Source organism: Hymenobacter bucti, from assembly GCF_042681145.1.
Lineage (GTDB): Bacteria > Bacteroidota > Bacteroidia > Cytophagales > Hymenobacteraceae > Hymenobacter > Hymenobacter bucti.
Window position 1 is genome coordinate 231,285 of the sequence record NZ_JBHUFD010000005.1, and the last position, 18,238, is coordinate 249,522.

At 60.5% G+C, this 18,238-nt stretch carries 15 protein-coding genes; 8 read left to right on the plus strand and 7 right to left on the minus strand.

The genetic code is table 11. The features are described from left to right. The first annotated feature begins 34 nt into the window (after positions 1–34). A complete protein-coding gene (locus ACFSDX_RS13115; protein WP_382314220.1) occupies positions 35–493 on the plus strand; it encodes a response regulator in 459 nt (152 codons plus the stop codon). A 91-nt stretch (positions 494–584) separates the two neighbouring features. On the opposite strand, the gene ACFSDX_RS13120 is transcribed toward ACFSDX_RS13115, so the two are convergent. The 4 genes from ACFSDX_RS13120 to ACFSDX_RS13135 all read right to left on the minus strand — a co-directional run bounded on the left by ACFSDX_RS13120 (position 585) and on the right by ACFSDX_RS13135 (position 4,028). Beyond that, on the minus strand, positions 585–1,163 hold the full coding sequence (locus ACFSDX_RS13120) for a ribonuclease HII (protein ID WP_382314222.1): 579 nt from the start codon (positions 1,161–1,163) through the stop codon (positions 585–587). A gap of 181 nt (positions 1,164–1,344) precedes the next feature. Next, entirely contained in the window at positions 1,345–2,934 is a 1,590-nt protein-coding gene (locus tag ACFSDX_RS13125; RefSeq protein ID WP_382314224.1) for a hypothetical protein, read from the minus strand. Positions 2,935–3,138: 204 nt separating this feature from the next. Beyond that, entirely contained in the window at positions 3,139–3,555 is a 417-nt protein-coding gene (locus ACFSDX_RS13130) for an EVE domain-containing protein (RefSeq protein ID WP_382314226.1), read from the minus strand. Positions 3,556–3,581: 26 nt separating this feature from the next. Further along, a complete protein-coding gene (locus tag ACFSDX_RS13135; RefSeq protein WP_382314228.1) occupies positions 3,582–4,028 on the minus strand; it encodes a hypothetical protein in 447 nt (148 codons plus the stop codon). A gap of 153 nt (positions 4,029–4,181) precedes the next feature. Between ACFSDX_RS13135 and ACFSDX_RS13140 the strand changes: the two genes are divergently transcribed. The 3 genes from ACFSDX_RS13140 (at position 4,182) to ACFSDX_RS13150 (ending at position 7,586) form a co-directional block, all read left to right on the plus strand. Further along, positions 4,182–5,903, plus strand: coding sequence for a helix-hairpin-helix domain-containing protein (locus ACFSDX_RS13140; RefSeq protein WP_382314230.1), 1,722 nt, complete (start codon positions 4,182–4,184; stop codon positions 5,901–5,903). Positions 5,904–5,992: 89 nt separating this feature from the next. Continuing rightward, positions 5,993–7,003 (plus strand): glycosyltransferase family 9 protein, encoded by a 1,011-nt coding sequence (locus ACFSDX_RS13145; RefSeq protein ID WP_382314232.1) that lies wholly within the window; start codon positions 5,993–5,995, stop codon positions 7,001–7,003. A 247-nt stretch (positions 7,004–7,250) separates the two neighbouring features. Then, positions 7,251–7,586 carry an ASCH/PUA domain-containing protein gene (locus tag ACFSDX_RS13150; protein WP_382314234.1) on the plus strand — a complete coding sequence of 112 codons (336 nt, stop codon included), beginning with the start codon at positions 7,251–7,253 and terminating at the stop codon, positions 7,584–7,586. 49 nt (positions 7,587–7,635) lie between these two features. Here the strand turns inward: ACFSDX_RS13150 and ACFSDX_RS13155 are convergent, their stop codons facing one another. Next, positions 7,636–9,681 (minus strand): OmpA family protein, encoded by a 2,046-nt coding sequence (locus tag ACFSDX_RS13155; protein ID WP_382314236.1) that lies wholly within the window; start codon positions 9,679–9,681, stop codon positions 7,636–7,638. Between the two features lie 228 nt (positions 9,682–9,909). Here ACFSDX_RS13155 and lon point away from each other — a divergent pair, with 228 nt between their 5' ends. The 4 genes from lon (at position 9,910) to ACFSDX_RS13175 (ending at position 15,991) form a co-directional block, all read left to right on the plus strand. Then, entirely contained in the window at positions 9,910–12,414 is a 2,505-nt protein-coding gene (gene lon, locus ACFSDX_RS13160; RefSeq protein ID WP_382314238.1) for an endopeptidase La, read from the plus strand. A gap of 153 nt (positions 12,415–12,567) precedes the next feature. Continuing rightward, positions 12,568–13,608: a type IX secretion system protein PorQ gene (porQ, locus tag ACFSDX_RS13165; protein WP_382314240.1), complete on the plus strand. Its 1,041-nt coding sequence runs from the start codon at positions 12,568–12,570 to the stop codon at positions 13,606–13,608. A 115-nt stretch (positions 13,609–13,723) separates the two neighbouring features. Continuing rightward, complete coding sequence (hslU, locus tag ACFSDX_RS13170; protein WP_382314242.1) at positions 13,724–15,142, plus strand: ATP-dependent protease ATPase subunit HslU; 1,419 nt, start codon at positions 13,724–13,726, stop codon at positions 15,140–15,142. 108 nt (positions 15,143–15,250) lie between these two features. Then, positions 15,251–15,991 (plus strand): SDR family NAD(P)-dependent oxidoreductase, encoded by a 741-nt coding sequence (locus tag ACFSDX_RS13175; RefSeq protein ID WP_382314244.1) that lies wholly within the window; start codon positions 15,251–15,253, stop codon positions 15,989–15,991. Between the two features lie 56 nt (positions 15,992–16,047). Here the strand turns inward: ACFSDX_RS13175 and ACFSDX_RS13180 are convergent, their stop codons facing one another. Further along, positions 16,048–16,665: a hypothetical protein gene (locus ACFSDX_RS13180; protein ID WP_382314245.1), complete on the minus strand. Its 618-nt coding sequence runs from the start codon at positions 16,663–16,665 to the stop codon at positions 16,048–16,050. Positions 16,666–16,704: 39 nt separating this feature from the next. Then, positions 16,705–18,225, minus strand: a complete 1,521-nt coding sequence (locus ACFSDX_RS13185; RefSeq protein ID WP_382314247.1) for a SusD/RagB family nutrient-binding outer membrane lipoprotein — start codon at positions 18,223–18,225, stop codon at positions 16,705–16,707. Between the last annotated feature and the right edge of the window lie 13 nt (positions 18,226–18,238).

Sequence of the window (18,238 nt, forward strand, 5' to 3'; positions counted from 1 at the left end):
TAGCAGTTCCGCTCTTTTCCTGTCTTTTCGCGCTATGTCGCCCGCCGATATCTTCCCTGCCAGTACGACCAGCATCATGCTGGTCGAAGACGACCAAATGGATGTAATGAATGTGCAGCGTGAGCTGCGCAAACAGCACATCGAGGTGCCGCTCGTGCACGCCCGCAATGGCCGCGAAGCCCTGAACATGCTGCGTGGCGAAAACGGCGAAACCAAGATAACCCGCCCCAGCCTGATGATGCTCGACATCAATATGCCGCGCCTCAACGGCCTGGAGCTACTCAAAATATTGCGCAGCGACCCCGAATTTCAAGACCTCAACGTGTTCATTATGACCACGTCAGACCTGGACAGCGACCGCCTAGGTGCCAAGGACCTCAACGTAAGCGGCTACATCATCAAACCCCTGACCTTCGATTCCTTCGGTGGCGAGGGTGGGGGCACGGTCGATGGCTTCAGCCTGTTTCTGGATTTGCTCAAGCTGAAGCAGTAAGTTGTTAATGAGCAACTATCAATGAGCAATGAAGAGTTGCTTTAACTTGATAGTGAATTTGTTAGAGCAGCTATTCATTGATAATTGCTCATTACTTAAAAAGCCGAAAGCCCAACCGGTGGTGGGGCGTGACGCCGTGCTCGCGTAGCGCGGCGCGGTGCGCGGTGGTGGGGTAGCCGGCATTTTGCTGCCAGCCATAGGCCGGATATTCCTGGGCCAGTGCGTGCATCCGCTCGTCGCGGAAGGTTTTGGCCAGGATAGACGCCGCGGCAATGCTGCGGTACAGGCCATCGCCGCCCACAATGCAGGTGTGGGGCAGGCTAGGGTGCGGCTTGAAGCGGTTCCCATCGACCAGCAAGTGCGTGGCGGGCACCCCTAGGTGGGCCACGGCCCGGTGCATGGCTAGGTAGCTGGCTTGCGCGATATTGATGGCCTGAATCTCATCGGGGCTGGCTTCAGCCACGGCCCAGGCAATGGCGTTGGCGCAAATATCGGCGCGCAAGACTTCGCGCCGGCGGGCGCTGAGCTGCTTGGAGTCGTTGAGAAAAAGCGGGTTATAATCGGGCGGCAGGATAACGGCCGCCGCAAAAACCGGCCCAGCCAGGCAGCCGCGTCCGGCTTCATCGAGGCCCGCTTCGTGCGGCTGGCCGGTGTGGGTGGCGAGGAGCATGAGTTTGTTATGTCAGAACTCATGCAAAGTTATTTCCCGCAGGGTTTCGCAGGGTTAAAACGCAGGGTTTTGAATGGTCGCCTTTCAGCCACTGTAAAACTCTGCAGGAAATAACCAGCAACAAGCAATGCGTAGGTCCTGAAAATCAAGGCCTACGCATTAAAAAAAATTTATACTTCCCCTAAAACTCCAAGGTTTGCAGGAAAAACACCTGGCGCTCGGGCATGCGCTCGCCCTGGATGCGCTGGAAGCCACTGGCCACGTACTGCCGGCCCACCAGGGGCTGCACGTCGGGCTGGCGGGTGTCGAGCACCTTCTCCTTGATGCCCGGCCCGGCCGTGAAGATGGGTACTTTCAGGTCGTTGGGGCCAGTTTCGCCCTGGTTGATGAGCTTGTAGTGCAGCTCATTATCGAGCAGGTAGGCCAGCACAAGGCGACCGTCGGGCAGGGTGAGGGTGCGCACGGCTTCTTCCAGCTCGCTGTGCAGCAAGTCGCTGTCTACCACGTAGGCGTTGTCCCACAGCAAGTTGCCCCGGCGGTCGAAGCCGCAAACTAGCACGTGCGTGGTGCGGATGCCCAGCAGCGTGCGGCCGGGCATGGTGTAGGCCTGCCCGAAGCTACCAGGGTTGTTGAGAGCCCCTAGGCCGCCCATGCTGCTGGCCCCATACGAGTTGTAGAGGTAGCGCGGGTAGTAGACCTCAGCCACCAGCGTGTAGCCGCCATCGGTGCGCGGCAAGAGCTCGTGCAGTAGCAGGCGATAGTGCCAGCGCAGGGGGGCCTCCTCCCGCTCATCGCGGCGGGCCGAGCGGCTGCGCAGGCGCGCCTCCTTGGCGGGGTTGAGGTACTCGAAGAAGTGCCGCAGCCGCCGAAAATCGTAGAAGCGCAGCGCCGGGCGCGGGTCGCTGGGGTTGGCGGGCGGCGCAGTGAGGTCAGTCGTAAACAAGCCCTGGGCGTACTGCGGGCCGCGCAGGCCGTAGGTGCCGGCCAGCAGCCGGGCGCTGGTGTCCTGCGGCGGGCTCAGCTGAGCCGTAATGAGGGTGCGCTCGCTCTCGGTTTGCACCATCTCGGAGCGCAGCAATTGCCCCTGCTCAGCCGACAACTGCTTGAGCATGAGGCGCTGCTTGCGGCCGTTGGTTTGGCTCAGAATGTACTCGGCGCGGCCGGCGGGGGCGTCCATCACGCTGGTGAGCTCGGTGGTGAGCGGCTCGTAGAGCGAGGGCAAAAACTGGAAGTGGCCGGTGGCCACGTCAAGCAGCAGCACGGTTTGGTGTAGTTGGTCGGCCAGCGTGACGGTGGCGAGCAAGCGCCCGCCCGACGCCCGCACCGCTATCAGGTTGCGATACTGCTTGGTATCAAACTCCTGGGTGCGCACCTGCCCGCCGCGGGCATCGTAGGCCGCCACTAGCAAGCGGCCCGGCGTGTTGCGCGAGCGAAACAGCGCGTACACTACGCCCGGCTCGGTGCACAGCCGCACCATGTCGTACTCCTCCTTTATTTCCACGGCCTGCTCGCGGCGCAGCGCCAGGTTGGCGCCATAGTGCGCGAAGTAGTACTGCGTGGGCCCAATCAGCTTAGGCTGCCGGCTGATGAGCAGTACCACGGCCGTATCAGAAGGCAATGTTTGCACGGCCACCTCGTCGGTGTAGGGGTCGAGCAGCAGCTCGGTGCGGGCGGTTTGCACCGGGGCGCCGGGTGGTGGGGGCACCTCGGCTTGCTGCGCCCAACAGGCCAGCGGCCCGAGCCACAGTAAAAGTGCGCAGAAGTGTTTCATAGCGGTGGGAGCTAGCGGTAGTGGCGGCCGGCCGCCAAGGCGGCGGCCATCCTTACGAAGATACCTTATTTGGCGGGCGCTCGCAACCTCTACCACGCCCCGGCGCCACGCTTAGTGCCAGGTGCTCTTCCGGAGGTAATTAAAAATTAAAAATGATAAATTAAAAACTTGATAATCAAAATTTTAATTTATCATTTTTAATTTTTAATTACCTCCGGACCCTAGTTCAAGCACTGTATCAAACTCTTCGGGACGCACGGGCAGCACCGACAGGCGCGACTGCCGCAGCAGAGCCAGCTGGCTCAGGCGGGCCTCGGCCTTGAGGGCGGCCAGTGGCACCGGGCGAGGCAGCGGCGCGTGCGGGCGCAGGTGCACGGCCACCCAGGGGCTGCCGGCTTCGGCGGTGGCATCGGGCGCGGCGGCGGCGTGCACCACAGCCACGCCCACCACGGCTTTTTCGCTCACGCTGTGGTAAAATAAAACCAGGTCGCCGGGCTGCATGGCTTGCAGGTTGTTGCGGGCCTGGTAGTTGCGCACGCCCGTCCAGTCGGTGCCGGTTTCGCGGGTGAAGTCAGCCCAGGAATAGGCCTCGGGTTCAGATTTAACTAGCCAATAGTTCATGGCCGCAAAGGTCGGCAATGGCGAACCTAGGGCGTGCGAATAACCTCCACCGCGGGCCGCTCGGCCAGCCGCCGCAACTGGAGCACGCCGCCGCGGTAGCGCAGCAGCTCCAGCTCGTAGTCGGGCTCGGCGGGCTCGGTAGTGGGCAGGTGCACGAGCAGGCGGCCAGTACTGGTTTCAGTCCAGGTGCCCTCCTGAGCTTGCAGGCCGCCGCCGGGGGCTAAGTCGTAGCGCACAAAGCGCCCGTCTGGCCCCAGCCGAAAGCCCGGCCGGCCGCCCGGCCGGTAGCGAAAGCGGTAGGTATTGGGCCGGTATGTGAGCGTGTCGGCGCGGCTGGCCTCGGGCTCCTGCAGCCAGGTGCCGTACAGCGTGGCCAGCGTGCCCAGCGACAGCTGGGCAGGGTGCTCGGGCTGGCAGGCAGCCACCGCACAAAGAGAAAGCGCCGCTAGCCGGGCTGGTGCAAAGGAAAACATATGGGTAGCTACTACGAAAATTTGCCGCTGGGCGGCGAGGTGTACTTTTGAGGGTGGGCCGCCGCGCGGCCTAGGTCCCGGCCAGGCGCCCCGCGTCTGCGTAAGCCCACCGCCCGCCTGCCTACCCTTCCGCCCCTAACGCCCCCGACCCTAGTGGATAACCGCGCCCTCATCCGTGCCTTCAAGCTCACCGCCCAACTGCTGGAGCTGCACGACGAGAACCCGTTCAAAATCAGAGCCTACGACGGCACCGTCACGGCCCTCGAGCAACTGGAGTTTCCAGTGTCCGAAATAGACCGCCCTGGCTTACCCGACCGCACTGGCCTCTCCAAAACCCAGGCCGCCAAGGTAGCCGAATTACTCGATACCGGCACCTTCAAGGAACTGCAAGAGCTACTCGACAAAACGCCGCCCGGCGTAGTCGAGCTGCTGAATATCAAAGGTATCGGCCCTAAAAAAGTGCGCGCCCTATGGCGCGATGCTGGCATCGAAGGCCCCGACCAGCTGCGCGAAGCCGCCGAGGCTGGCCTGGTGGCCAAGTTCAAAGGCTTCGGGGCCAAAACCCAGGACAGCATTCTGGCCGCCCTCGAATTCACGGACCAAAGCGCCGGCAAGCTGTTGTTCTCGCAGGCCGAGCGCCTGGGCCACGACCTGGCCGAGCGCCTGCGCCAGGTACCCGGCGTGACGGAAGCTGCCGCCACCGGCGACATCCGCCGCGCCCTCGAAATCGTGGAGACCGTGGAGATTCTGGTCGCCACCACCGACCTAGGTGCCATTCACGCGGTGCTGAACGCAGCGCCGGGCCTGCGCGCCGAGCCCAGCCGCTCGGGGCCGTGGGTGTGGGCCGGCACCGCCGTGGAAGGCGGCGTGGGCATCGCGGTGCGCCTGGTGGCGCCCGCCGACTTCGTCAATCAGCTCTTCCTCAGCACGGGCAATGAGGCGCACCTAGGCGCCCCGCTGCCCGCCGCCACGGCGCCCGCCCCGCGCACCCTGCGCCAGTGGGCCAAGCGCGAGCAGTTTGCCAGCGAAGAGGCGCTGTACGAGAAGGCCGGCCTGCAATACGTGGTACCCGAGCTGCGCGAAGGCCTGGGCGAAATCGAGCTGGCCGCCGAGCATAAAATTCCGCGCCTACTGGAAGACAGCGACTTGCGCGGCTCGCTGCACAACCACAGCACCTACTCGGATGGTAACCATACGCTGCGCCAGATGGCCACCTTCCTGCGCGACGGCGGCTACGAGTACCTCGGCATCTGCGACCATTCGCAGGCCGCGCACTACGCCAATGGCCTCGGACCCGAGCGCGTGCGCCAGCAGCAGCGCGAAATCGACGAGCTCAACCAGGAGCTGGCGCCGTTCCGCATTTTCAAAGGTATCGAGGCCGATATTCTGGGCGATGGCAGCCTCGACTACGACTCGGAGCTGCGCGGCTCGTTTGACTTCATTGTGGCGAGCATTCACTCGAATCTGAAGATGGACGAGGCCCGCGCCACCGAGCGCCTGCTGGCCGCCATTGCCAACCCGCACTGCACCATGCTGGGCCACCCCACCGGCCGGCTGCTGCTGCGCCGCGCCGGCTATCCCATTGATTTTAAGGCTGTCATCGACGCCTGCGCCGAGCACCAGGTCATTATCGAAATTAATGCCAACCCCTGGCGCCTCGACCTCGACTGGCGCTGGGTGCGCTACGCCCTCAGCCAGGGCGTGCAGCTCAGCATCAACCCCGATGCCCACCACACCGATGGCTATGCCGACATGCGCTACGGCGTGCTGGCCGGCCGCAAAGGCATGCTGACCAAGGAGATGACCTTTAATACCAAGTCAGTGGACGAGGCGGCGGCCTATTTTGAGGCTCGTAAGGCGAGAATTAAAAATTAAAAATGAGAAATTAAAAATGAGTGTCTGCTACGAGCCTAGACACGTAACTCGCTCATTTTTAATTCTTAGTTTATAATTTTTAATTATACATGAAAATCCTCGTTCTCCGCTTCTCCTCCATCGGCGACATCGTGCTGACGACGCCGGTGGTGCGGCAGCTCAAAACCCAGGTGCCGGGCGCGCAGGTGCACTTTGCCACTAAGCCCGCCTACCGCAGCCTGCTCGAAGCCAACCCTTACGTTGACCGCACGCACGTGCTCAGCGGCACCCTAGGCGAGCTGGTGCGCGAGCTGCGCGCCGAGCGGTTCGACTTTGTAGTAGACCTGCATAACAATCTGCGCACCAGCCTCATCCGAATGCAGCTACCGGGCGTGCCGGGCCGCGCCTTCGAGAAGCTAAACTGGCAGAAGTGGCTGCTGGTCAACTTCAAAATCGACCGCCTGCCGCCCGTGCACATCGTGGACCGCTACCGGGCGGCCGCCGCGGCCTTCGGCATCCGCGACGATGGCGGGGGGCTCGACTACTTCATTCCGCCCGGCCAGGAGGTGGACGTGGCGGCTACGCTGCCCGCCGGCTTCCGGCCGGGACGCTACGTGGCGGTGGCCATCGGGGCGCAGCACGCTACCAAGCGCCTGCCCGTCGAAAAGCTTATCGAGCTGGTAGCCAAGCTGGCGCCCCGCCCCGTGGTGCTCCTAGGTGGCCCAGAAGATGAAAGCACCGGCCACGTCATCGAGCTCGCCTTTCAGCAGCCGGCGGGCCATTCACTCATTCACTCAACCGCTCCTTCGCTCATTTTCAACGCCTGCGGGCGCTTTTCGCTGCACCAGTCAGCCTCGTTTGTGCGGCAGGCCGAGTTTGTGGTGAGCCACGACACGGGCCTGATGCACATTGCGGCGGCTTTTGGCAAAGAAATTTTTAGCGTGTGGGGCAACACCGTGCCGCAGTTTGGCATGTACCCCTACCGCACTAGCTTTCAGGCCCTCGAAGTGCTGGGTCTCCCGTGCCGACCGTGCTCCAAAATCGGCTTTGCCAAGTGTCCGCAGGGGCATTTTAAGTGCATGCGCGACCAGGCGCTGCCCCTACCCCCGGCGCCAGCCTAGGGCTGGTTTAGCTGCGCGCTAGTACCTTTGTAGCGCAGGCTACTTTTCGTTAGTAGCTCATTCTTAACAATTTCTTCCTCGATTCGTCACTGCTTTTGCCGAACCATCTGCGCAGCTAGGTCGTTTCGTAGTCATTCCCACCCCCCTTCCGGCCCCTGGCTTTTAGCCAATGGCCAGGAGGGGGGTGCGCGTTTTCACCGGCCCGCGGGCCCCGTTGTTTGTTATCACTTACTAAAATTTATCAATTATGAACGCCTATTCTGCCCTCTCGCATTCTGCTAGTGCTGCCCTACCCCGCCACACCCACCAGCTCACTATCTGGCCCGATTCGTTTGCCGCCGTTGCTACGGGCGCCAAACCCTTTGATATTCGTAAAAACGACCAAAACTTTCAGGTAGGTGATGCCTTGCTGCTGCGCGAGCTCAACCCCGCCACCCACGAGTACACCGGCCAAATGCTGGTGCGCTGGGTTAGCCACGTGCTGCACGGCAATACCTTTGGCGTGGAGCCCGGCTGGTGCGTACTAGGCCTCAGCCCAACGGCGCCGCTGCCCCCCGGCATCACGGATACCAAGCTGTGGTAGTCGTCAGTTATTAACTACTCGTTGTTAATAACTGGTTGATAACTAATGACTATTCCGGCTTCACCAGCCGAAACTCTACCCGGCGGTTAATGCGCGCGTCGGCCTCCGTGACTTCGTTCTTGATGGGTTTGCTGGAGCCGTAGCCGAAGCTTTCGATGCGGTCGGGCCCGAGCTTACCCTTGCGCTCGATGTAGCGCCGGATTTCCTCAGCCCGGTCCTGCGAAAGCTTCTCATTCACATCGGGGTCGCCTCGGCCATCGGTGTGGCCCGCGATGCTGAGCCGAAAGCCCGGGTGGTCGACCAAAAACAGCGTGATGCGGTCGAGCGTGGGCTGCATGGCCGGCCGAATTCCCGACTTACCGGCCTCAAATTCAATGTTTTTAAAGATGAGCGGCAGCTTGTAGTCGATGCTGTTGGTGAGCAGCGTCATCACGGTATCGCCCTTGAGAGCGAACTGCTTCTCGACCGTAAACGCGTCGGGGCTCTGGATGAGCATCACGTAATGCGAGCCTTCTATTAACTCGAAATTGAAGGAGCCATCGGGCCGCAAGTACTTGCTGGCCACTTCAATCCCGTTGTCGAGGTCGATGATACTGACGATGCCTTGCAGCGGCTTTCTACTCACCGAATCGACCAGCGTGCCGGCTACTTCCGTGGTGGCCTGGGGCTGTGCCTCCATGGGCAGCGGGAAAGAATACAGGTCAAGGTTGGCGAGGTTCTGCTCCTCCGAGCGGGCGTAGTAGAGGTTCTTACTCTGGCTGTCGATGGTAAAATAATACTCTGACCCTTTGCCATTTACGAGCGGGCCAATGTTGCGCGGCTCCTGCCAGTGGCCGGCCACGCGGTAGGTTTTGTAGATGTCAAAGTCGCCAAAATTGAGCAACTGCCCGCGCGAGCTGAAATACAGTACCTGGTAAAGCGGGTGGAAAAACGGGCTCACCTCGCTCTCGCGGGTGTTCACGACCGGACCTAGGTTCTGGGCGCGGCCCCACTGGCCGTTTTTCTGCTTGGCGGTGAAGTAGATATCAGACAGGCCGAAGCCCCCTAGGCGGTCGGAAGCGAAGTAGAGCGTGTCCTCCTTGGGCGAGAGCGTGGGCTGCGAGTCCCAGGCCGTGGAGTTGACCAGCGGCCCCAGGCTCTTGGGCACGCTCCACTTGCCATCTTTACCTAGGGTGGCGCTGTATAAGTCACAGTTGCCGTGACAGGTAGGGCATTCGCAGCGCGCAAAAAAGATGGTGCGCCCATCGTGCGAAAAGCACGCCGAGCCCTCATTGGAAGGCGAATTAATGGGCTTGGGCAGCGGCTCCGCGTCCGACCAATTGTTGGACCCTTCGCGGCGCGAGAGGTAGAGGTTCTCGTCGGGCTGGGGCTGTACGCCGCGTCGGGCCAGGCGCTTGGAGGAGAAGAGCAGCACCGAATCGCCGGCCCCAAGCGTGGGGCCGTAGTCGGGAAACTTCGAATTAATGGCGTCGCCCATGTTGGTGTACACGTTTTTGGGCGGGTGAAAAGTGTTCACGCTCTTGCGGTATTCCACCACGTCGTAATATACCTTGAGGGGTACGTAGAGGTCGGTATTTTTTTGCTCCAGCGAGTCGTAGTACAGCTGCACCCGCTTGATGTCGGTGCGGTGATGCTTGAGGGCCAGGCGGAAGTACGCTTTAGCCAGCTCCTGCTGGGTCGAGTCGCGTTGCAGCAGCTGCCCTAGGCGCCACAGCAGGTCGGTGTTGCGGTAAAAGTTTTCGATGCCGAACTGCGCCACGTACTTGGTCAGCAGCGCGCGCGCCTCGGGGTAGCGGTGCCGCCGCTCGGCCCGCTGAATGGCGTGCAGGGCTTTTTTATCTTCGTAAAAGGCTAGCTTATTTACGTTTATAAAATCGGGCGTACCATCGGGGCGCACGCGCAGGCGGCGACCTAGGCGCCCCAGCGTGCGCTGCTGGTAGGCGGTGCGCGGCGCGGCCGGGCCGGCCGCAGGGGAGGGTTTGGCCCCCGCGGGGCGGGCACGCTGCTGGGCAGCCGCCGGCGCACCTACGCTTAGCAGCAGCCAGGCTGCCAAAACCCACCCTAGAGAATAGTAATAACCCAATAAACGACGCATAATAAGCTACTAGCTAAGCAGAACTGAGGTGCAAGTTCATACACAGCCGCCACTCTTACCGCACGGCGCCTGCTGAAGCGAACCTAGCTGCGCCGCTTTGGCGGCTTTGGGCGGCTGGCACGCCCCTTGAACCCGTAGTTGACTTGCGCAGCCTTACCTTAGGCGCGGGCTCGTGGCTGCCACTCTGGCAGCTAGTTGGCCGCCTAGCGGCGCCTTTTTCTTCTGCTAATGACCTTTGCTACTTCCCGCCCCGGCTTATTCTTGGCCGGTGGCTCCGACTCGGCCCCGGAAGCTATTGCTATTATGGCGGCCGACCCCGACCATCTTATCTCGGCCGATGATGCGCCTGCCGTGCTAGCGCTGCTACCGGTGCGCAATACAGTACTATTCCCAGGCGTGGTACTACCCGTGACGGTGACGCGCAAAAAGAGTATCCGGCTGGTGCGCAAGCTGGCCGCCAAAAATGAGAAGCTAATCGGTGTAGTGGCCCAGCGCAACCCTGAGGCCGACGAGCCTGGGCTCGAAGACCTCTACCCGGTGGGCACGCTGGCCCGCATTCTGAAGCTGATTGACCAGCCCGACGGGCAGGTTACTATCATTATTCAGGGGCAGGTCCGATTTCAAATTGCGGAGCAGGTCACGTTTACGCCGCAGCTCACGGCGCGGGTCACGTATTTCGAGGAGCGCGCGCTGAACGCCGAAAAGGACGGCGAGTTGGTGCTGCTGCAAACCCTGCGCGAAGCCGCCGGCAAGGTGCTAGAGCTAACGCCCGAGATACCAAACGAGGCACGGGCCATGCTGGAAGGCATTCAGTCGCCCGCGTTTCTGATTCACTTCCTGTCGTCGAACGTGCAGCTCGACCTGCCCGCCAAGCAGCAATTGCTAGAGCTGGCTGACCCCGAGGCCCAGGCTGGCCAGCTACTCGAAGCGCTGCTGCGCCAGATTGAGCTGCTCGAAATCAAGAACGACATTCGCACCAAGGTGCACACCGGCATCGACGCCCAACAGCGCGAATACTTCCTGCGCCAGCAGCTCAAAACCCTGCAAGACGAACTCGGCCAAGGCGAAAGCGCCGAGCAGGACGTGGCCGACCTCAAGACCCGCGCCAAGGCCAAAAACTGGCCCGAAGCCACGGCCAAGCACTTCGAGAAAGAGTTAAGTAAGCTCTCGCGCATCAACCAGATGTCGCCCGACTACCCGGTGACGCTCAACTACGTCGAGTTTTTGCTCGACCTGCCGTGGGGCGAGTACACCAAGGACAAGTTTAATCTAAAGACCACCAAAAAAATCCTCGACGCCGACCATTTCGGCCTCGAAAAGGTGAAGGAACGCATTCTGGAATACCTAGCGGTACTCAAGCTGAAGCAGGACCTTAAGGCGCCCATTCTGTGCCTCTATGGCCCGCCTGGCGTGGGTAAAACCAGCCTAGGGCGCAGCATTGCCACGGCGCTGGGCCGCAAGTACGTGCGCATGAGCCTAGGCGGCGTGCGCGACGAAGCCGAGATTCGCGGGCACCGCAAAACCTACGTGGGCGCCATGCCGGGGCGCATCATCGCGCAGATTAAGAAGGCGGGCGCCAGCAACCCGGTCATTATTCTGGACGAGATTGACAAGGTGAGCAGCGACTTTCGGGGCGACCCGAGCTCGGCGCTGTTGGAGGTGCTCGACCCCGAGCAAAACTCGACTTTCACCGACAACTACCTGGAGGTGGAGTACGACCTGAGCAAGGTGCTGTTCATAGCCACGGCTAACTCGCTGGAAACCATTCAGCCGGCTCTGCGCGACCGCATGGAAATCATCGACCTGACCGGCTACACGCAGGAAGAAAAAACGCAGATTGCCAAGAAGCACCTCTGGCCCAAGCAGCTGCGTGAGCACGGCCTAGGCGAAACCGAGGTCAAGATAACCGACCAGGCGCTGCACCGCGTGGCCGACGACTACACCCGCGAAAGCGGCGTGCGTAACCTCGACCGGCAGCTGGCCGCCCTCACCCGCAACCTGGCCCGCCGCAAGGCCAGCAAGGAAAAGCTGCCGGGCGTGCTGGAGCCGCACGACGTACTCAAAATCCTGGGCGCGCCGCGCTTCGACCGCGACCTCTACCAGGAAGCTGACACGGCGGGCGTAGTCACGGGCCTGGCCTGGACGAGCGTGGGCGGCGATATCTTATTCGTAGAGAGCCTCTTGAGCCGGGGCCGGGGCAAGCTCACGCTCTCGGGCCAGTTGGGCGACGTAATGAAGGAATCGGCCATTACGGCCCTCTCCTACCTGCGCGCCCGCGCCGATGAGCTGGATATTGACTACCGCATGTTTGAGCAGTACGACCTGCACATTCACTTTCCCGAGGGCGGCATTCCGAAGGATGGGCCCAGCGCGGGCATCGCCATTTTCACCAGCATTGCCTCGGCCTATACCCAGCGCCGCGTGCGCCCGCACCTCGCCATGACCGGCGAAATAACCCTGCGCGGGCGCGTGCTGCCGGTGGGCGGCATCAAGGAGAAGCTGCTGGCCGCCCGCCGCGCCGGCATCCGCGACGTGATATTGTCGCCCAAAAACCGCAAGGACGTGGAGGAAATCACAGCTGACTATCTCAAAGGCCTCACCATTCACTACGCCGAGCGCGTCGATGACGTGCTGCAAGTGGCGCTGTTGCAAGAGCAAGTGGCCCGCCCGCAGTCGTTGCCCGTGCGCGATGAGGCGCCCTTACCAGTAGGACCTAGTGTGGAGGTGCAATAGAAAAGCTGTAGCTTGGACTTTGTAGTCCGAGCGCTCGCGAAGCGGGCATCTACGCTAGGTAATCTTCTCAATGAGAGCCTAGGCGCGAGATGCTCACTGCGCAAGCGCTCGGACTACAAAGTCCAAGCTACTGGACTGCGTAATTTTAGCTCTATGAAACACCTCTCCGCTCGTTGGTTGACCATCACGCTGCTGGGCCTAGGGGCGCGCGCCGCGCAGGCGCAGGTGGGCGGGCGCGCGGCATTTCTGTTTCTGAGCTTGCCGCCGTCGGCGCAACTAGCGGCCAGCGGGGGCATGAACGCCTCGGCCCGCAGCAGCGACCCCACCCAGCTCTACGGCAGCCCGGCGCTGCTAAATGCGGAGATGGACCACGCGGCAGCCCTCAGCTACGTGGCCTACGTGGGCAGCATCAAGCAGAGCACGGCTGCCTACGTATTTAATACGGAGAAGCGCGGGCGCTTTGGCCTGGGTTTCACTTACGTGAATTATGGGGAGTTACAGAGCTTCGACGCGGCCGGCAACGCCCTAGGTACCTTCGGGGTAAATGAATACGCTTTTACCGGGGCCGACTCGTACACGAAGGGCAAGTTTACCCTCGGGCTAGCGGCCAAGTTGGCCGTGTCGAGCCTGGCCACCAACCGCGCCGTGGCTTTGGCCGGCGATGCGGGCGTGCTCTACAAGCCGAGCGAACAGGACTTTACGGTGGGCCTGGTGGTCAAAAACGCGGGCTACATGCTGAAACCCTACCTCGCGAGCAGTCGCGAGCCGCTGCCGCTCGATGTGCAGCTGGGCACCACCATCAAGCCCGAGCATATGCCGCTGCGCTTCACGCTCACGGCCCACCACTTGCAGCAGTGGAACATCCAATACCTTGACCCTAACGACCGGGGCACCACCACGGCCAGCGGCGACACGGTGCGCGCCAGCCGCAACTTTGGCGACAACCTGGCGCGGCACTTTACAGTGGGCGCCGAGCTACTCCTAGGTACCGGTTTTCGAACGCGGGTGGGCTACAACCACTTGCAGGCTCGCGAGTTGCGCCTTGATAATACGGGTGGCGCGGCAGGTTTTAGCTTTGGTTTTTTGTTGCGCATAAGTCAGTTTCAGCTCGATTACACCCATGCTACGCTGCAAGCGGCGGGGTCGAGCAACTATTTCACCCTCAGCCGGCGCTTTGGCGCGGCCAAACCATAGTTTTTCGCGCGGTGTTGCGGGGTGTAGAAGCACCGCGCTCCACCATGTTTTTATCGGGTAGCACGGCGGAACACTACGCTTCACCTCTCCGTAACACTGCGCGAACCCAGATAATATGAAAGACTACCTCACCCCAGCCCAGATTGTGGCTGAGCTCGACAAATACATTATTGGCCAGCACGAAGCCAAGCGCCACGTAGCCATTGCGTTGCGCAACCGCTGGCGGCGCCTGCACGCGCCGGCCGATATGCAGCAGGAGATTGTACCCAATAATATCTTGATGATTGGGGCCACCGGCGTGGGCAAAACCGAGATTGCCCGCCGCCTGGCCCACCTCGCCGACGCACCTTTTGTGAAGGTGGAAGCCAGCAAATTCACAGAAGTTGGCTACGTGGGCCGCGACGTGGAAAGCATGGTGCGCGACCTGACCGAGCAGTCGGTAAGCCGCTTGCGTCAGCGCCGCCAGGAAGAAGTAAAGGTCCAGGCTGCCCAAGCCGTGGAGGATATTATTCTTGACGCGCTCATTCCGCCCATGAAGGCGCCAGCTAAGGATAATAGCATCAGCCACAGCAACCTAGGCTTCGGTATTGGCGAGGGTAGCGCGCCGGACGCCATGCCTAACTCGGACCAGGAGCTGAATGAGCGCACCCGCGAGCGCTTTCGTCAGAAAATCCGCAACGGCGAGCTCGAAGACCGCCGCATCGAAATCAACGTGGCGCAGGGCGGCCCGAGCGTGGGCATTATGGGCGCGCCGGGTATGATGGATGAGGCCACCATGTCGGGCCTGCAAGACATGTTGGGCAATATGATGCCTAAGAAATCGCGCAAGCGCAAAGTGACCGTGGCCGAAGCCCGCAAGCTGCTCCTCGAAGAGGAAGCCGCCAAGCTCGTAGACATGGACGAGGTGAAGGAAGAAGCTATTCGGCAGGCCGAAAACGCGGGCATCATCTTCATCGATGAAATCGACAAGGTAGCCACCAGCGGCGGCGGTAAAAGCGGCGGCCCCGACGTGAGCCGCCAGGGCGTGCAGCGCGACCTACTGCCCATCGTAGAGGGCTCGGCTGTGAACACCAAGTACGGCGTGGTCAACACCGACCACATCCTGTTCATCGCCGCCGGCGCCTTCCACGTGAGCAAGCCCAGCGACCTCATCCCCGAGTTACAGGGCCGCTTTCCCATCCGCGTCGAGCTACAAAGCCTGACCAAGGACGACTTCTACCGCATTCTGAAAGACCCCAAAAACGCCCTCACCAAGCAGTACCAAGCGCTATTGATGGCCGAAGACGTGCAACTGGAATTTGAGGACGCCGCTTTGCTGAAGGTGGCCGAAATCGCGTTTGAAGTAAACTCGGAGGTCGAGAACATTGGTGCGCGCCGCCTGCACACGGTGATGAGCCGCTTGCTCAACGAGCTGCTTTTTGACGTGCCTGATAAGCTGCCGGCTGGCACGCAGCTCACCATCACGCCCCAGCTCGTAGAAGAACGCCTGCGCGACATGGTGAAAAACCGCGATATGAGCCAGTATATTCTGTGAGTTGATTAGGCCAAGCCAGCCCTAGGGTAGGCGCACAAGCCAACAGAGCCGGTAGCCAGCACGTAGCTGATTACCGGTTCTTGTCTTTTAGGCCCTCACTTCCTGCTTATGCACTATTACCTCATCACGGGCGCCAGCCAAGGCCTAGGAAAGGCTTTGGCCGAAGCCATCTTGCAACGGCCCGATACGCAGGTGCTCGGTATCTCGCGCCACGCCACTATCGAGCACCCGCGCTACCAACACCAGCCGCTCGACCTGTCGGATATTGAAGCCGTAGGGCACAACCTAGAGAAAATTTTCGGGCCCCGCCCCGATGCGCAGAGTCTCACGCTCATCAACAACGCGGGCACCCTAGGCGAAATTGGCTACGTGGGCGAACTGCCCAACGAGCACTTCCAGTTCGTATTTAACCTAAACGCAGTAGCGCCTGCCATGCTCATGAACACGTTTTTGAGCGCCTACGCTGGTCAAATTAGCATTCCGCGCACCGTGCTCAACATCAGCAGTGGGGCCGCGCAGCGCCCGGTTGATGGCTGGGCCGCCTACTGCGCCTCGAAAGCGGCGCTTAATTCGCTGTCCGAAACGGCACAGAAGGAGCAGGATTTGCGCGGCTCGGGCGCCCGCATCTGGGCGCTGGCGCCGGGCGTGGTTGATACGGCCATGCAGGCGCGCATTCGCATGGCGGAGGTGGGGCAGTTTAGCGAGCGGGCGAAGTTTGCGGGGCTGCACGCGGAGGGTCAATTACAAAATCCGACGAGTGCCGCAAGCCGCATTTTAGCTTGGCTGCAAGCCCCTATTTCTACCGCGCCCGTAGTCTTGCGACTTGATGCGCTCCCTTCCGCTTCCTAACAAAAAACCCCAGCTGAACTAGCTGGGGTTTTTTGTTAGCAGTTAACCGCTTGCTCTTATTGAAGCAAGCGCACCCGAACTTCCATCGGGATGATTTGCGTACCATCGCCCAGCGTCAGCAAAAAGAAATAACGCAATTGATTAGGCGCCTGCGCATTAAATGCGCTGGTAGAGTTGGTGGCCGTGATATCAGGGAAAACATACCCTGCGTTCCCGGCTCCGGTGCCAAAGCGAGCGCGGAAGCTCCGATACTCCGCTACACTAGAAGTGAAGGTGATGGTGTTGGTGCCATTTCCTACCACGGGCTTCGTGGCACCGCTCGTTGCATCGTAGTTGTAGGCTTGCGCAGCCGTACCGGTCGAAAGCAACCCTAGGCCCGTAGCGCCAGTCTGCACTCTGGTAATCTCCTTAATCGTGCCCTTGTCGGCAGGAATCTGGAACGTGATGGTGAACGGGTTGGTAGCAGTCGAGGAAACCAAAGAGCTAGCGGGTACCCCGGTCACAACTACAATCGGCACGCGCTCGAAGAAGTTTTGGTTGGTGACGGTTACCGGAATACCAGCCTCGCTGTCTTGCAACGGCCCGAGGGAGGTGGGACCATAATCCTTTTTGCAGGCTCCCAGGCTCAGTACCAAGGCCGCAAAAGTGCAGAGATGAAGAAATTTATTTTTCATGGGGAAGAATCGTAAAAGGCCAATCAGCACGGTGCCGTACTAGCGAACATCCCACCAAACTGCGGTGGCAATGCTAGGCTGCGGGGTCGGCACCTGCGTCGTGTTGGCGTTAATCTCAGAGTTGGGATAGAACAGGCGACGTGGAATGGCATTCGGGCTTTCCGGGTTAGGAAATTGCACTACCTGCAAGCGAGGATAGCCAGTGCGGCGATAATCGTTGTAGGCTTCGTATCCATTGCCACACCAAGCAATCCACTTCTGCGTGATAATCTGGTTGACTTTGTGGTCAACCGAGCCCGCCAGCGTAACAGCCGTAGGGTTAGCAGCAAAATAGGCCGCGATATCAGTTGTCGAGACCCCGACTTTAGTCATCGAAGCCCGGATACCTTCCGCGTACAAGGCCTGCGCATCGCCGGCAGTACCTAGGGTAAGCGCCGACTCCGCGAGGATAAATGCCCGCTGAAAATTCGTGAGCAGTTGAACAGCGCCTTCACCGCTCGTACCGGTCTGGTAAGTGCCCACCCGCGAGCGGTTGGCACGGCTTACTGGTACTACCTGCGTGCCCGCATTATCGTAGCCCGTGAAGGTACCATAAAGCGTCGTCACCGAAGCAGCGTTGACTGGCGTGGTTGTCCAGAAAAACGGCAGCCGCGGGTCATTCGGCTTAGGCGAACGCAGGGAATCCAAGAAACGCCGGCTCAGCATCTGGTCATCCGGACGATTCAGAATGTTGAAAGCGTAAATCGGATTCTGATTACCAACAGTCGTCCCAAAAGGCACTCTTGCATCATCCGTATTGGCCGTAATAACGGCGTCCGAACCTTTGGCGAGCACTTCCTGAATAACAGTTTTGGCCAGCGTTGGATTTTTGCGGCTGATGGTGTTCGCAAACTTCAGCAGCAGCATGTTGCCAAACTTATTCCACTTCGTCCGGCTACCCGCATAAATCAGGTCATCCGCGCCAGGAGCGGTGGTATTAGTCGTGTTGTTGATATCGGTCAGGCCGCTCCGCACTAAATCGAAGAGGCTCTGGATACCCTGGGCAGTGTTTCCTTGGTAGATATCCGCTTGCGTATCGAAGCGAGGTTGCAGATTTACTAGGCCTTGACTGGCTTGCGAATAAGGTACGTCGCCCCACAAATCAGTAGCTACTGCGAAATTATACGCCCGCAATAGCTTCGCGATACCGGTGTAAAAGGGGTTGGTGGCCTGGTTCTGGTCTATCAGCTGCTGGGTATTAGTGAGCGACCCGGCATACAGCTCGCCGTTCCACTGGTTATCGAATGCGCCGCGCAGCGTGTAGCCGTCGTAGGTAGCCGATTGGTTGCCGATACCGGCCGAATGCTGAATAAGCAGCGATGTAACGCGCTGCAAATCATTGCCAAGCGCAAAACCGGTAGTAGCCTCAACACCCGTAAGCAGCACCGCTGGCGTTACGGAGGTAGGTTGGTTGGGCGTATTATTAACGTCTAGGTAGTCTTTGCACCCAGCAGCGCCCACTATCAGCGTAGCTGCCAAGCCTAAACGAGTCAGCAATACACTCTTAGAAGAGAATTTCATGTATCGTAAAGAA